This is a genomic window from Helicobacter pylori FD535, assembly GCF_000296015.2.
In the GTDB taxonomy this organism is placed as follows: Bacteria; Campylobacterota; Campylobacteria; order Campylobacterales; family Helicobacteraceae; genus Helicobacter; species Helicobacter pylori_CT.
In genome coordinates this window covers 1-15,507 of record NZ_AKHP02000030.1, presented here as the reverse complement: position 1 = coordinate 15,507, position 15,507 = coordinate 1, and the positions used below count along the sequence as shown (strand labels likewise).

Below are 15,507 nucleotides of genomic sequence, written 5' to 3'. Positions count from 1 at the left end.
ACACAGAATTAAACACAGAATTAAACACAGAATTAAACACAGAATTAAACGCGCGCAAAAAGCAATACCAGTATTACCAAAACATGCTTTTAGACTTTGATGGCATCCATTCAAACCACAAAGACGCAAAAATGAGCGCAAAAACCTACCCTAAACGCTTGAAAACCCTACTCCAAACTTTAGCGCCTAAAGGGGTGGAGTTTAGGAAGTTGGGGGAGGTGCTAGAATACGATCAACCCAATCAATATTGCGTAACGAGTAAAGAATTTGATAAAAGTTATCCTACTCCCGTTTTAACTGCAGGAAAAACCTTTATTTTAGGTTATACAAACGAAAAAGACAACATTTATCAAGCGAGTAAAAGTTCTCCGGTTATCATCTTTGACGATTTCACAACAGCGACCCAATGGGTTGATTTCCCTTTCAAAGTGAAATCAAGCGCTATGAAAATCTTACTCCCAAAAGATCCTACAATTAACATCAGATTTATCTTTTTTTACATGCAAACTATTCCCTATAATATCAGTGGGGAACATACAAGGCAGTGGATTTCTCGCTATTCACAATTAGAAGTCCCCATCCCACCCCTAGAAGTCCAACAAGAGATCGTTAAGATTTTGGATCAATTTTTAGCCCTAACCACCGATTTATTAGCCGGTATCCCCGCTGAAATAAAAGCCAGGAAAAAGCAATACGAATACTACCGAGAAAAACTATTGACCTTTAAACCACTCACCCCACACAAAGAAGTTAAAAAATGAGTTTTGAATAAAACTTTAAAAATAAAAGTTTTAGTATAGCAGAGCCAAAAATAGCGTAATAAAAAAGTTTAAAATTCTAATTTTAAAAACAAGCCCTAAAATAGGCGATAAAATGGTTTTTAATGGCTGTTTTTGCTAGGCGTTTTAACAAACCCTTAAAGGGTTGTTATTTAAAGAGGGTTTAAAGCTTCCACACGATTTCGGTGAAAATATGACTCCTATCTTGATCGGTGGCGGGTTGGCTGTCTAATTTTGGCCCGTTCCACCCCATTTTATAGCCTTGATGCATCAACACATTATAATATTCAAATTTAATGTCGGCTGAGAAATTTTTAGTGAATTTATAGCCCAAGTTGAGCGATAAGACTTGTTCGTTCGCCCTAGGCCCATAAGTCAAACGCCCCAATAAACCCCAAAGGAATTTCCTATGCACTCCACCGCCAAAGGCAAACACGGTGAAAGCGTTCGCGTCCATCATGTAAGACAAAGAGTTAAGGGTGTTTGCATAAACGGTGTTCGTCCAAAAGTCAAAGCCCAAGCGGTTACCATGGTAGCCTATCATCCAGTTAGCGTTCCCAAAGGATTTATAAATCCCAAAACCAAAATTGTATTCATTCCATTCAAACTTTTGTTTGATCATCAAGCTGTGCGCGTTCTTACCGGCTGGCATGCCAAATTGATAGGTGTCCCAAAATCTTTTAGCGTAAAAAGGATTGAGCACGGTAACATCGGTTTGAGAGCGAAACCCTAATCCGGTAAAAGTGGGGTTACTGTCATAAGTGATCGTAAAGTTAGGGTCGTATTCGTTAAAGGGTGAAAAATAGACAAAAGGCTGAATGCTCCAACCCTTGTAATTCCAAATGATATAAAAGGCATGCACCCCAGGGTTTATGGTTTGCCCGTTTTTAAGGGTGTAGGTTTTGGGCGAATAGAAATTATAAAGCCACTCGTTATAGGCAAAGCCACGACCAAAAGAGCTAAACCACCAGAATTTGAAATTCCCTAAGTTTAAGGTCATATCCAAGCCTTGGTTGTAACCACTCATGTAATCCGCTGGGGATTCGTATCTCCCGCCCCTAATTTGAAAAATATCTTTGTAGTTGTAGCGCAAGTAAGCGTTATAAATCACATAGTTTCTGGTGTGATCGGCATAACTTTTCGCGCAAGTGGAAGCCGCTAAAGCTTCTTGATTAGACAACTGCGTCATTTCAGCTTGAGTCATCTTATCGTATTGGCCTTGAGTCAAATTCCCTGTGGCTAACCCGCAACTAGCCCATGGTTTTTGCCCCACAAGACCGCCCCAATAGCCCACATAGTTCCAAGCCATAGCCCCATAGGTTTTCCCTGTAACTTCGTTAATAAAATCCTTAGTGGTATCATAAATTACAGCACCCCCCCAACCTCCAAGACTCCCGTCTAAATGGTGCCCGTTAGCCGTAGCACTTTTGGGCAAAAGCTCCGTAAAATCCACTTGCATGTAAGCCATGACCGTCATAAAGGTTTCGGTAGGGTAAAGCCCTTTATTAGTGTTGATAGGTTTGTTATTGAAACCGACTTTAGAGAAACTTTCAGCACCCGCTTTAATTTTAGCGATTTTACCCAAATCAAGAGCTTGACTTTGAGAAGAGAATAAAAAAAGAAGCGTTGCGATATTTTTAGCAGATGCAACCTTATAGTTCATGTTTAACCCTTGGTATAAACTAAAAATTCTAAATAGAGTAAGCCAACACCGTTCAAAGAAAATTTTTTCTTACAGATCTTAAACATCTAATCAGTCTGTTCATCTTTCGTCCTTTTTTCTACGAAGTCCGACTTACAAAGTTAATTCTTAACTAAGTCGTTCCTTATACTAGCATAATATTATGGTTTTTTTTAATTTTGAGAATAAAATTTTTCTTTGTTAGTCAAATAGAGACACTCAAAGCCTTATTTAATCTCAATATGATTTAATTTTTTAATTTATTCATTCCTTAACACGCTTAAAGCGTCAATAGTAGAAGCTTTTTTAGACGGGTAATAAGAAGAAAGGGCTACGATAATGATCGAGCCTATTAGAGTGAGAATAAAATCCATTAAAGACAAATCCAAAGGCAAGGTGTTAATGCCATAGACATCTGCCGGGAGCGAGATGATAGGGAACACGCTTAAAAGATACATGCTTAAAAACGCTAAAACCACCCCAAGCGCCACGCCGCCTAAACCAATGATATTGCCCAAATAAAAAAAGGTTTTTTGGATTTCTTTTTGGCTGCTCCCCATGCTAAAGAGTAGGGCGATTTCTTTACGCCTGTTCATCACCACCATTAAAAGCGAGCTGATGATATTCAAAGACGCCATTAAAATAATGAGCATGAGCACAATGAATAACGCTCTTTTTTCTAATTCCATAGCCGAGAAAAAATTCCCGTTTTGTTGCCACCACCCTTCAATGCCTATGCCATGGTGGTTGATGGTTTTTAAAGCGTTGCGTAAAATTTCAATATCTTTCATGGGTGTTTTAGAATAGACATGCACCCCATCATAAAGCCCTAAGGGCAACCTCCTGATCGCACTTATGGCTTGAAGGCTAGTATACATGTAGCTCATGTCATAAGATTTTAGCCCTGAATCAAAATCGCCTTTTATGGTAAAACGCTTCATGATAGGCGAGAGCGTTAAGCCTGTTGGCTCTAATTCGGTGAAAAACAAATCGGCTTTTTGATTGAGATCTAAATTCAAGCTATATCTCAAGCTTTTCCCCACGATCAAATTAAAAGGGTTTTTAAAAAGATCGTTTTCATTGGTGTTTTTTAAAGCGTCGTTTAAAACTTCATTGATGCGCCTTTCTTTAGAAAAATCAACCCCAAACACCACGCCACCATTCATGGAATGCATGCTTTTAATCAGGCTTTGAGTTTGCAAATAGGGGCTAAAAATCAAATTAGGGAACTTTTTTTCTAAAGCTTGAACCACTTCTTCGCTGATCCCATAAGGGCTTGTGGTATAGAGCGTTAAGGGGTAGTTCATCACAAAAAGCTTTTTTTCAAATTCCTTACTCATGCCGTTCATGATCGCCATAGCCACAATCAAAACCATCACGCCAACCGCCACGCCAAAAAAAGCCAACAAAGCGGTGATGCTAATAAATGGCTGGCTTTTATCAAAACGCAAATAACGCTTGATAAGGAAAAAGATTAGGGATCTACTTGGCAAATAAGCCCTTTTTAGGCCCGCTTTTAGCGCAACAATCTTTATATTTTTTGCCGCTTTGACAAGGGCAAGGCTCGTTTCTTTTAGGGGTTTTAGAAAAAGCTTTCATCGCCACATTCAAATCTTCATCTAAGGATTCTTCATGGCGGTAAGTTACGCTCTCATGCTCTCTTTCTTCGCTAAAGTTATCCAAATAACGCTCCGCATCGTTAGAATCTTGCTCGTTTTCAAACTGGATCTTAGAAAAGGTTTTGATCGCTTCCATTTTAATGTCTTCAATGAGTTCTAAGAAAAGGTTGTAACTCTCTTTTTTGTATTCTACAAGAGGGTCTTTTTGGTTATAGCCTCTTAAATTAATACCGGTTTTGAGATTATCCATCGTGTAAAGGTGCTCCCGCCATGCGTTGTCTAAAATCTGCAAATACACGATGCGTTCAATCCGGCTTCTTTGTTCGCTATCCAAAACTTTCATTTTGTTTTCATAATCGCTTTTTAATTTTTCAGCGACAAATTTTTCAATAGGAGAGGCTTTTTCTAAATCTTCTAACGCAACATGAGCGTTAAAATCTTCTTTTAAGATGTTTTTAAGCCCTAAAAGTTCCTCTTTGGACAGGTTTTGATGGTCAAAGGCTTTGAGTTTGGAAAAGATTTGATTGAGCGCGTATTCTCTGTTTTCAGCGATTTTAGCGCTAATATCGTAATTGGCATCTAATAATTCATCTCTAAATTTATACACGCTTTTTCGTTGCTCATTAGCGACATCATCGTATTCTAACAAATGCTTACGGCTTTCAAAATGCAAGTTTTCCACTTTTTTTTGCGCGTTTTCCACCGCTCTTGTTACAAGCTTTGATTCAATGTGTTCGCCGTCTTTAAGCCCTAATTTTTCCATCACCCCCTTAATCCTATCGCTCCCAAAAATGCGTAACAGATTGTCTTCCAAACTCAAATAGAATTGGCTTGTTCCTGGATCGCCTTGGCGCCCGCTCCGCCCTCTTAATTGGTTGTCAATCCTGCGGCTCTCATGCCTTTCAGTGCCAATGATATACAGCCCCCCAAGCTCTTTGATTTCATCAGTGAGTTTAATATCAACGCCTCTGCCTGCCATGTTAGTCGCAATCGTAACCGCTCCTTTAAGCCCGGCGTCTTTGATGATTTCAGCTTCTTTGGTGTGTTGTTTGGCGTTTAAAACGGTGTGAGGGATGCGTTCTTTTTTGAGTAAAGCGTGCAAGGTTTCACTCTTTTCAATGCTGGCCGTGCCAACTAAAACGGGCTGACCCTTATCGTGCAATTCTTTAATCTTAAGGATCACGGCGTCAAATTTTTCTTTTTCACTCTTATAGATGAGATCGTTCAAATCTTTGCGCTTGATCGCTAAATTAGTGGGGATAGACACCACTTCTAAATTATAAATTTCTAAAAATTCTGTGGCTTCGGTTTGAGCCGTGCCAGTCATGCCAGCGAGTTTGGAAAACATCCTGAAATAATTTTGGAAAGTAATATCGGCTAAGGTTTGGCTCTCTTCTTTAATGCTCACGCCCTCTTTAGCCTCTAAAGCTTGGTGTAAGCCCTCACTAAAGCGCCTCCCCTCAGACAAACGACCGGTAAATTCATCTACAATCACCACTTCATTATTGGCTACAATATAATCTTTATCAATAAAAAAGAGGTAATTCGCTTTCAAAGCCTGGTCTAAATGGTGCGACAAAGCGGCGTTTTCAATCTTGTATAAATTATCCACGCCAAAGAGGTTTTCGGCTTTTTTAATCCCCTCTTCAGTGATTAAAACCGCTCGGTTTTTTTCATCTATGGTGAAATCCACTTCCGCTTGCATGCTTTTAGCGACTTCATCAGCCTTGTTGTAATTTTCCATGCGCCTATCCACAGGCCCTGAAATGATTAAAGGGGTTCTCGCTTCATCAATTAAAATGGAATCCACCTCATCAACAATGGCGAACGCATGGGATTTTTGCACTTTATGCTCTAAAGAATATTTCATGTTATCCCTTAGATAATCAAAGCCAAATTCATTATTAGTGCCATAAACAATGTCTTTAGAATAAATTTCTAAGCGCTCATCGTCATCCCGCACGCTTGCGGTGATCGTGCCTACGCTATAACCTAAGAAATGATACAACGGCTCCATTTCTTTAGAATCCCTATGGGCTAGGTAATCATTAACGGTTACCACGAACACGCTTTCGCCCTTTAAAGCGTTCAAAGCCACCGCTAAAGTAGCGACTAAAGTCTTACCCTCTCCAGTTTTCATTTCAGCGATTTTGCCATCGTTTAAGACCATGCCCCCAATGAGTTGCACATCAAAATGGCGCATCTTTAAGATCCTTTTACTCGCTTCTCTGGTGATAGCAAAACTTTCCGGTAAAACTTCTAAAAGGGTTTTTTCTTGCAAATCTTTTTCTGTGGATCGCACTCGTTTTTTTAACTCTTCAAAAGCGTTTTGCAGCTCATCATCGCTCATTTTTTCATAAGTAGGCTCTAAGGCGTTGATAGTTAGGACTTGTTTTTTGTATTGTTTGATCCAACGATCGTTTCTGGTGCCAATGATTTTTCCAATGATTGCTTTTATCATAGTAGTAATAACCTTATTAAGAGTGCTTCAATATTTTAATATAATAAAGCGTCAGTTTTTAATCCCATTTTAGCATGGATAAAATAAAAGTCTTGTAAAATAAAGGGTTTTATTAAAGATGAGAGATTGTTTTTAAGGTTTGAATAATGAAAGCTTTTTTAAAGATTGTAATGGTTTTGATTTTTGTGAGCGTTGCTTGTGCTAAAAATCCTCCAACGCTTTCTAAAGAAGAAGAGGTTTTACAGCATTTGCAAAGTTTTAGCGCACATTTCAAGCAGGTTTTAAAAAAGGAAAAACCTTTAGTTTATTACGGGGTTTTAAAGGCTAAAGCCCCTAATTGGGCTTTATGGGTTTATGAAAAGCCTTTAAAAAAAGAAATTTACATGAACGATAAAGAAGTGGTGGTTTATGAGCCTAATTTGTTTCAAGCGACCATTACGCCCTTAAAAGACAAGACGGATTTTTTCACCATTCTCAAGCGCTTGAAAAAGCAAGATGACGGCTCTTTTAAAACGACTATCAACAAAACCACTTATCGTTTGGTTTTTAAAGACGGCAAGCCTTTTTCGCTAGAATTTAAAGATGAAATGAACAATCTTGTAACGATCACTTTTTCTCAAATAGAAATTAACCCCACCATTGCTGATGAAATCTTTGTTTTTAAGCCTAAAGATGAAAACATTGATATTGTGCGCCAATGATTTTTAATGATTCATTGCGTTTTGTTAGCAAAAGTTAGCTAAAATAGACAAGCTTTGAAATCATGGGGCTGACTTGGATTTCGACAGATTTCTTGTCGTGCAGACAGCATGCCAAGCACTGCTTGTAAAACAGCAACAAAAATAACTGTAAACAACACAGATTACGCTCCAGCTTACGCTAAAGCTGCGTGAGTTAATCTCCTTTTGGAGCTGGACTGATTAGAATTTCTAGCGTTTTAATCATTCCATAACCTTAAGCTAGACGCTTTTAAAAGGTGGTTCGCCTTTTAAACTAAGAAACAAGAACTCTTGAAACTACCTCAAGGTTTTAGAAAGTTGGACCAGAGCTAGTTTTAAGGCTAAAAAACTAACCAATTTTCTAAGCATTGTAGAAGTTTGTGTTTAGGACAAGATTTTTGGACTGGGGTTCGATTCCCCACAGCTCCACCATATTAAAAAGTATCATTTTTATAGCGTATTTAAGGAAGGTGAATGCAGAAGTTTTTCTCTCGTTTTAGAAGGTGGGCGTTGCCCTTTTATTTTGTGAGCGCTTTAGCAGCGATTGATATTGATGAAGTAACAGAAGCTCAAGCTAACAGCGTTAAATTAAGCGATCAGTTAGTCAGCCTGAGCGATAAGCTTTTAGAAAAAGCGGTTGATAGGGGGCGCAACACCGATCACTTAAAAGATCTTAACGATTTGCATGAAAAAATCAAACATTTGCGCTTGATCTTAGAGCCTAAACCTAAGGATAAAGAAAATAACCCTAACTTAAAAGATCACCAAGGCTCTGAAACGATTGAAATCGGTGAATCGATTAAAAAGGCTTTAGGCGATCCGGTATTCCCCCAAGACGCGCTAGACGCCGCTTTGCAAATTGACAAACAGCTGGATTCTTTCAAGCAAGACAATTTGGTTGATGTTAAGCCCTTAAAAGATGTTTTAGCCCAACTGGAAGCCGAATTGAGAAAAGCCATTAATTTCCAAAAACAATGGCTCAATTCCACCAAGCCTAATTGATAGGGTTTAAAAAAAGAACTTCAAACTCACAAGGAGGTTGCTTCTGTCTTGTGTGTTCGCCTTAAAGGCTTTATCAAAAGGGCTAGTGAGATCATTAACCTTATAGCCGTTGTGCATGCTCACCGCATAGTATTGTAAATTCACATCAACGCTAGCAAAAGAACCCCATTTATAACCCAAGTGCAAGTTAATGGATCTTTCGCTCGCTCTGGTGGCGTAAGTGTATCGGCCTAAAATACCCCATAAAAATCTTTTATACACGCCCCCACCAAAGACATACCCGCTAACAGAGTCTGCGGTAACAGCGTTACTAAAAACCAAACCATAAACGCTGTTACTTCTTATATCAAAAGGGATCGGGTTACCATACCAGCCAATCCTTGCGTTAGCGTTGCCAAAATTCTGGTAATAACCAAAGCCAAAGTTAAATTCGTTGCAGTCAAAGCGTTGGTGGATTAAAAGCGATGAACCCCACTCGCCAATCTTAGAGTTACGCCAATACACATCGTATAAATCTTTAGCATAAACGGGGAAAATCACATTGATAAGGGTTTGAGATCGTAACCCTAAACCTCTAAATTTCGGGTTGCTATCAATATGGATTTTAATCCCGGGCGCTTCGTAAGTTTTAGGTGAAAAATAAAAAAAGGGCGTAGCTTTAACATGTTTGCTAGAAAAATAGAGTTGCACCGCATGAATGCCATAATCAACATCTTTTCTGCCATCTTCAGTAACAATAGGGGCATACCAATCTCGTATCCATTGCCCCGCAGCTAAAGCCCTCCCAAAAGAGCTGAACCATTTTAACGCCACTTTAGAATGGATTTGATAATCCACTTCAAAGCCTTGCGTATAACCGCTCATAAAATCCATGTTAGAAAGGTAACGCCCTAATTTGATGTGGAATTTATCGCCATAAGAATAGAACAAATAAGAATTATACAGCACATAATTACGGGTGTGAGCGTCAGATCCTATGCGGGAGTCTTTCCAAGGAGCGTTGCCTAAATACCCCCACCAACGCCCTATGAAGTAATAAAGTTCTGAGCCATAGATTTGATGCGTGGATTGGTCTATGAGCGTTTTGGTAGAATCGTAAGCGAGCGCTCCTAAAATCCTCCCAACGCCTATTTTTAAGCTGTGTTTTTCAATGTTTTTAGGGAGCAGATTGGAATCCACTTGAAGCTTGATCGTAGCGGTTACAAAAGTGGCTGTAGGGAAAATCCCTTCTTTGGAATTGAGTTTGGAATGGTTAAACCCCACTTTAGAAAAGGATTCCGCTACCCCGCTAAATTTATAATCAAAAGCCAACAAAGGGCTTTGATTGTAAAGAATGGAAACAAACAATAGAGGTAATTTTTGAAATTTTAACACAGAATAACCTTTGTTTAATTTTCGCTCGTATCATATTCCAATTCTATTAAAAAATCCATTAAAAATAAAAGTATTCAAATAATTATCTAAATATTATTCTTTTTTGGTTCCGCTTTCATTTTTTATTGGCTCAAAAGAATACCCCAAAGCCTGATAAATTTGATTGTGGTAACGGACTTGATTGTCTTCTAAACTCTCTTGAAAAGATTTTTTAAAATGCGGATCCAGCGTGTTTAAAAACACCTCTAGCCCTATTGTGCTGGAATAATTCACCCAATCATGCCTTAAATCGCTCTCCAATAAGGAGGCGTATTCTATAAGCGTTTCATCGCTATTTTGCAAGGCATTGACAATGAATAAATTCTTTCTGTCTTTAGGCTGGGTGAGTAAGAGTAAAGAGGGGTTGAAATTGATTTGCGTGGAAAGGATTTTAAGGGGCTTGTATTCTAAAAGCCCTATTTGAGAAAGGATCAGGCCGCTTTTAGTGGTAGGGGTGTTTAAAATCAAGGTAGAATTTTTAAAAAACGCATCGTTTTTTCTAAAATTTTTAGAAAAACTCGTGGCCTGCTTGTAAGAAATATTTTCTTGGTGTTTGACTTCAATGCTTAAAGACTCCGTGATTTGCCTCAAGCGTTCGCCTATTAGGCCATCATCATCGTATTCAATCACGGGCGAATTAGGGCTAATGAAAGCCGTGAGCATGCTTAATTGCTCTTTATAGTCAATCCCCCCAAAATACAAGCGTTCGCTTAAAGAACGATCGGTTTGATTTTCTAATTGCGCTCTATTCACGGTAGGCACATAAGTAGGGGTGCTAATGGGGGTGTTTTGGAGCAAATTTTCCACGCCCTCTTTAGTCAATAAGGCTATCACAAAAGGGAATTTTTCTTTTTCAATTTCTTTATAGGTTTGCTCTAATTTTTCAGGACTCTCTTCATCGCTGTCAAAGACTTGGATATTGAAATCGTTGTTTCTGGTGTTCAAATACGCTAAAAGGGTGTTCATCACCGAAATGGCATAACGCCCCACCACCTTTTTAGGCAGTAAAATGGCTAATTCAATCTTAGGCTCATAGCTGTCTTTAGCTGGAGTTTGAGAAGCGATGAATACGGGGTTGAGTTTATTGAGTATGTCATGATAATAAGTTTTAAGATTCTCATCTTGGTTGTTGTTATCGTATTGAGAAACAAAAGAAAAGATTTGATTTTGCAGCATCAAGTCTTTCAAGCATTCCAAAGAGCATGGCTCTGTCTTAATGATTTGCTGGTGCACTGGGGGCAAAGGGGAAAACAGATAGCTTTTAGCGTTCAAGCTTATCGCACAAAAAGTTGAAACAATCAGCGCAAGGCGTTTGAAAAATCTTTTTTTTAAGGCGTATGGCATTTTTTAATATCTTTTAAACTGAATTTCCTAAAATTTTATTATAGGATATTTAACCCTAACAAGGAGACTAATCCCACCCCTACAACCCAACAAGAGGACTTTTTTTAAGGTGTGCGAGATTGAACGTGCTTTTTAAATACTCAAACTCTATAAAATCCCCATTACAAGGATACAGAGCGAGAACCAAACCCCCCAACTTTAATTCCTTCAACCATTAAAGGATTGCATCATTGAATGGTGCATGCTTTCATGTTTTTGATTATCCCCTAGCGCCAATTATAAATATAAGGCCTTAAGCTAATGCAATAATCCCTAGTGCTTAATATATCCTTACGCATATCCCCTAATTGCCCAGACAACACTTCTTGCACTTTTCTTAAATTGTTGATCTCAGTGTTTTGCGTGCTGATTATTTTTTTTAAGTCCCTTATCTCTTTAATCAAATCCGCATTACTGATCGCTTTATTGGCTTGCGCTGGATCCGCGCTTAAAAAAGCCAACGCTACACACCAACCCACAACGATTTTTTTCACCGCCACTCTCCTTTTTTATCCTCTCTCAACATTCAGCCACAGCTAAACAAAAGGGATCGCCCCTTTTAATAAAACTAGAGCCTGAAATTCTCCATTAAATTAAAGTTCATGTAGCGATAGATCTTGTCTTTTTGGCTCTCTAGCTTTTCGCTCACTAAATTCATGTATTCTTCTTTAGTGGGGATTCTCCCTAGTAAAGCACACGCCGCCCCAAGCTCTGCGCTACCTAAATACACTTTAGCCCCTCTACCCATACGATTATCAAAATTCCGTGTGGAAGTAGAAAAAACGACCGCATTATCCCTAACCCTCGCTTGATTGCCCATGCACAAGCTACAGCCTGGGACTTCAGTCCTTGCCCCGGCAGCCCCAAAAATCGCATAATAGCCCTCATTAATCAGCTCTTGTTCGTCCATTTTACTGGGTGGCACTACCCAAAGACGCGCTTGACTGGGAGGAGCGTTTTTAACGATTTCGCCAAAGGCTCTAAAATGCCCGATATTCGTCATGCAAGATCCAATAAACACTTCATCAATAGCGTGGGGTCTTTTGCCGGTCGTATCCGCTAAAACTTCGCTCAAAGTAGCGACATCATCAGGGTCATTAGGGCATGCCAAAATAGGCTCAGTGATTTCTGCCACATCAATTTCAATGACAGCGGCGTATTGAGCGTTACTATCTGGCTCTAACAATACCGGATTATCCACCCAAGCTTGCATCGCATCTCGGCGTTTTTTCAAGGTCTCTTTATCTTCATAACCGCTCGCGATCATCTCATCAATAAGCTTGATATTGGATTTCAAGTATTCAATCATCGGCTCTTTATTCAAACGCACCACGCAAGCAGCCGCACTCCTTTCAGCGCTCGCATCGCTTAGTTCAAAAGCCTGCTCCATTTTAATATCAGGCAAGCCTTCAATCTCTAAAATACGCCCGTTAAAGACATTGATTTTACCCTTTTTCTCCACCGTGAGTAACCCTTTTTTAATGGCATAATAAGGGATCGCATTCACTAAATCCCTTAAGGTGATCCCAGGATTCATTTCCCCTTTAAAACGCACCAACACGGATTCTGGCATGTTTAAGGGCATCGTGCCTGTAACCGCTGCAAAAGCGACTAACCCGCTCCCTGCCGGGAAACTAATGCCTAAAGGGAAACGAGTGTGGCTATCCCCCCCTGTGCCTAAAGTGTCAGGCAATCCCATGCGATTCAGCCATGTATGGATCACGCCATCGCCCGGATGCAACGCCACACCGCCTCTTTGAGTGATAAAGCTAGGCAAAGTCGCATGCAAACTCACATCGCTAGGTTTTGGGTAAGCGGCGGTATGGCAAAAACTCTGCAACACAAAAGGCGCATCAAATTTCAAACTCGCTAATTCTTTAACCTCATCTCTGGTCATCGCTCCTGTGGTGTCTTGACTGCCCACGGTGGTAACTTTTGGCTCACAATAAGTCCCAGGCAAGATCCCTTTCACCCCACAAGCATGCCCTACAATTTTTTGGGCTAAAGTGTAGCCTTTAGCGCCGCTTTTAGGAGCGGATGGCTTTTTAAACGCTTCAGATTCGCCTAGCCCTAAAAATTTACGCGCTTTATTAGTCAAACCCCTACCGATGATTAAAGGGATACGCCCAGAAGCCCTGACTTCATCTAACAAAGTTTCAGGCTCTAGCTTAAAGGTGCTAACCACTTTATCGTTCAGCGTGATTTCGCCTTTATAAGGATAGATTTTAATCATATCGCCCTCTTTTAAATCCTTAACATCAGCCACAATAGGTAACGCCCCGCTATCCTCACAAGTCGCAAAGAAAATCGGAGCGATCACCCCCCCAATCACAATGCCCCCACTCCTTTTATTAGGCACAAAAGGAATGTCCTTACCAAAATGCCACATGATAGAGTTTGTCGCGCTTTTTCTAGAGCTTCCTGTGCCGACCACATCGCCCACATACGCTACAGGAACGCCTTTAGTTTTAATGGCTTCTATGCGTTGTTCGTAATTTTCAATCCTGTTTTTGAGCATGGCTTTGGCGTGTAAAGGAATATCGCTTCGTGTGAAAGCATCGCTCGCTGGGCTTAAATCATCGGTATTGGTTTCGCCATCAATCTTAAACACACACGCTTCAATGCATTCATTCAAAGGCTCTTTATTCAAAAACCATTCGGCGTTCGCCCAAGACTCTAGCACTTCTTTAGCCAAAGCGTTAGTTTTGCTCATTTGAGCGATTTTATCAAACGATCCATAGACTAAAAGAGTGGTTTTTAAAGCTTTCGCGCTCTCTTTAGCGATGTTTTTGTCTTGACTTTCTAATCCCATAATCAAAGGCTCTACATTATACCCCCCAAGCATCGTGCCTAAAAGAGTGGTCGCTTCTAAAGCACTAATGTGCGTGCATTCTAGTTTTTTTTGAGACAATTTGGCTAAAAATTCCGCTTTCACTTTCGCCCCCTCATCAACCCCAGGACTCACTCTATGAATGAGTAATTCTTTAGCGAAAGCGGCGTTTGTGGGATCTTTCATCAAAATTTCAACGACAGCTTGAACTTGTTTAGCGTTTAAAGGGAGCGGCGGGATACCCTCACTTTCTCTTTCTGAAACGCTTTTTTTGTAATCTTCTAAAAAATCTTTCATCATTTCTCCTTTTTAAATAGCATTACTCGCTAATGCAAACCACCCCATGATAACAAAACTCTTTTTACTTTCAGTTAAGTTGTAAGAAACTTTAGCTACCATGCGATACAAAAAAGGATTTTAAGTGCGTTTTGGTAAAATTGATTATTTGAACATGCTCCCTTTTGATGTGTTTATCAAATCCTACCCCACCCCTTGTTCTTTCAAACAATTTTTACGGCTTAAAAAAACCTACCCTTCCAAACTCAATGAGAGTTTTTTATTCAGGCGTATTGATGCGGGGTTTATTTCTTCTATCGCTGGCTATTCATTCGCTCTTCATTCCTATTCTCTAGGCATTGTCGCTTATAAGGAAGTTTTAAGCGTGCTGGTTGTGGGTACAAAAAACGCTTTTGATAAAGAAAGCGCTTCTTCAAACGCCCTCTCTCAAGCGCTAGGGTTAAAAGGCGGAGTGTTAATCGGCAATAAAGCGCTGCAGTTTTATTATTCCAACCCCAAAAAAGATTTTATAGATTTAGCCGCTCTTTGGTATGAAAAAAAACGCTTGCCGTTTGTTTTTGGGCGTTTGTGTTATTACCAAAACAAGGATTTTTACAAGCGCTTGTCTTTAGCTTTCAAACACCAAAAAACAAAAATCCCTTACTACATCCTTAAAGAAGCCGCTTTAAAAACAAACTTAAAACGCCAAGACATTCTAAACTACTTGCAAAAAATTTACTACACTTTAGGCAAAAAGGAACAATTAGGCCTTAAAGCGTTCTATCGTGAATTGTTGTTCAAACGCATTCAAAAACCCAAGCGTTTTTAGTTAAAGGGTGTTTTTAAGCAAGATTAGGTTACAATCATAAGTTTTATTAAAGTTTTATTTGATTAAGAAGGGATCATGCAAGCAAAAATAAAAAACAAACGGGTTTTGGTGAAATTTTCTGGGGAAGCGTTAGCTGGGGACAACCAGTTTGGGATTGACATTCATGTGTTAGATCACATCGCTAAAGAGATCAAAAGCTTAGTGGAAAACGATATTGAAGTGGGTATTGTGATTGGTGGAGGCAATATCATTAGGGGGGTTAGCGCGGCTCAAGGGGGGATCATCAGGCGCACCAGTGGGGATTATATGGGCATGTTAGCCACCGTGATTAATGCCGTAGCCATGCAAGAAGCTTTAGAGCATATCGGCTTAGACACAAGAGTGCAGAGCGCGATTGAAATCAAAGAGATTTGTGAAAGTTACATTTACAGAAAAGCGATCAGGCATTTAGAAAAGGGTAGGGTGGTGATTTTTGGCGCTGGCACGGGAAACCCGTTTTTCACTACGGATACGGC

12 protein-coding genes and 1 other RNA gene are annotated in these 15,507 nt (G+C 39.7%); 6 read left to right on the top strand and 7 right to left on the bottom strand.

Annotated features, from left to right (window positions below):
• A partial coding sequence (locus DV63_RS13610) for a restriction endonuclease subunit S (RefSeq protein WP_020982424.1) occupies positions 1–761 on the top strand: 761 nt, incomplete at its 5' end.
• 181 nt (positions 762–942) lie between these two features.
• Here DV63_RS13610 and hofF read toward each other — a convergent pair.
• The 3 genes from hofF to secA form a co-directional block, all read right to left on the bottom strand.
• Complete coding sequence (hofF, locus tag DV63_RS13605; protein ID WP_001108268.1) at positions 943–2,442, bottom strand: outer membrane beta-barrel protein HofF; 1,500 nt, start codon at positions 2,440–2,442, stop codon at positions 943–945.
• A gap of 278 nt (positions 2,443–2,720) precedes the next feature.
• A complete protein-coding gene (locus tag DV63_RS13600; RefSeq protein ID WP_001141139.1) occupies positions 2,721–3,953 on the bottom strand; it encodes an FtsX-like permease family protein in 1,233 nt (410 codons plus the stop codon).
• Complete coding sequence (gene secA / locus DV63_RS13595) at positions 3,943–6,540, bottom strand: preprotein translocase subunit SecA (RefSeq protein WP_000588151.1); 2,598 nt, start codon at positions 6,538–6,540, stop codon at positions 3,943–3,945. Before secA ends, DV63_RS13600 begins: the two co-directional genes overlap by 11 nt.
• 146 nt (positions 6,541–6,686) lie before the next feature.
• Here secA and lolA point away from each other — a divergent pair, with 146 nt between their 5' ends.
• From lolA to DV63_RS13580, 3 genes are all read left to right on the top strand, one after another.
• On the top strand, positions 6,687–7,241 hold the full coding sequence (gene lolA / locus DV63_RS13590; RefSeq protein WP_000643134.1) for a LolA-like outer membrane lipoprotein chaperone: 555 nt from the start codon (positions 6,687–6,689) through the stop codon (positions 7,239–7,241).
• A gap of 64 nt (positions 7,242–7,305) precedes the next feature.
• Positions 7,306–7,691, top strand: a transfer-messenger RNA (tmRNA) gene (gene ssrA / locus DV63_RS17990).
• A 42-nt stretch (positions 7,692–7,733) separates the two neighbouring features.
• On the top strand, positions 7,734–8,261 hold the full coding sequence (locus DV63_RS13580; RefSeq protein ID WP_001168767.1) for a hypothetical protein: 528 nt from the start codon (positions 7,734–7,736) through the stop codon (positions 8,259–8,261).
• A gap of 6 nt (positions 8,262–8,267) precedes the next feature.
• Here the strand turns inward: DV63_RS13580 and hofE are convergent, their stop codons facing one another.
• From hofE to acnB, 4 genes are all read right to left on the bottom strand, one after another.
• A complete protein-coding gene (hofE, locus tag DV63_RS13575; protein ID WP_000911503.1) occupies positions 8,268–9,635 on the bottom strand; it encodes an outer membrane beta-barrel protein HofE in 1,368 nt (455 codons plus the stop codon).
• A gap of 93 nt (positions 9,636–9,728) precedes the next feature.
• The gene (locus DV63_RS13570) at positions 9,729–11,018 is read right to left on the bottom strand and encodes a DDE transposase (protein ID WP_001145983.1); all 1,290 of its coding nucleotides are present in this window, start codon (positions 11,016–11,018) and stop codon (positions 9,729–9,731) included.
• A gap of 266 nt (positions 11,019–11,284) precedes the next feature.
• On the bottom strand, positions 11,285–11,551 hold the full coding sequence (locus DV63_RS13560; RefSeq protein ID WP_000725270.1) for a hypothetical protein: 267 nt from the start codon (positions 11,549–11,551) through the stop codon (positions 11,285–11,287).
• A 74-nt stretch (positions 11,552–11,625) separates the two neighbouring features.
• On the bottom strand, positions 11,626–14,184 hold the full coding sequence (gene acnB / locus DV63_RS13555; protein ID WP_017179733.1) for a bifunctional aconitate hydratase 2/2-methylisocitrate dehydratase: 2,559 nt from the start codon (positions 14,182–14,184) through the stop codon (positions 11,626–11,628).
• Positions 14,185–14,308: 124 nt separating this feature from the next.
• On the opposite strand from acnB, the gene DV63_RS13550 reads away from it, so the two are divergent.
• Complete coding sequence (locus DV63_RS13550; RefSeq protein WP_001210668.1) at positions 14,309–14,992, top strand: menaquinone biosynthetic enzyme MqnA/MqnD family protein; 684 nt, start codon at positions 14,309–14,311, stop codon at positions 14,990–14,992.
• Positions 14,993–15,067: 75 nt separating this feature from the next.
• A partial coding sequence (locus DV63_RS13545; RefSeq protein WP_001148054.1) for a uridine monophosphate kinase occupies positions 15,068–15,507 on the top strand: 440 nt, incomplete at its 3' end.

Excerpts from the sequence above, each read along its gene's own strand:
- DV63_RS13570 (WP_001145983.1), bottom strand. The coding sequence starts at position 11,018 with ATGCCATACGCCTTAAAAAAAAGATTTTTCAAACGCCTTGCGCTGATT.
- acnB (WP_017179733.1), bottom strand. The coding sequence starts at position 14,184 with ATGAAAGATTTTTTAGAAGATTACAAAAAAAGCGTTTCAGAAAGAGAA.
- hofF (WP_001108268.1), bottom strand. The coding sequence starts at position 2,442 with ATGAACTATAAGGTTGCATCTGCTAAAAATATCGCAACGCTTCTTTTT.
- secA (WP_000588151.1), bottom strand. The coding sequence starts at position 6,540 with ATGATAAAAGCAATCATTGGAAAAATCATTGGCACCAGAAACGATCGT.
- DV63_RS13580 (WP_001168767.1), top strand. The coding sequence starts at position 7,734 with ATGCAGAAGTTTTTCTCTCGTTTTAGAAGGTGGGCGTTGCCCTTTTAT.
- lolA (WP_000643134.1), top strand. The coding sequence starts at position 6,687 with ATGAAAGCTTTTTTAAAGATTGTAATGGTTTTGATTTTTGTGAGCGTT.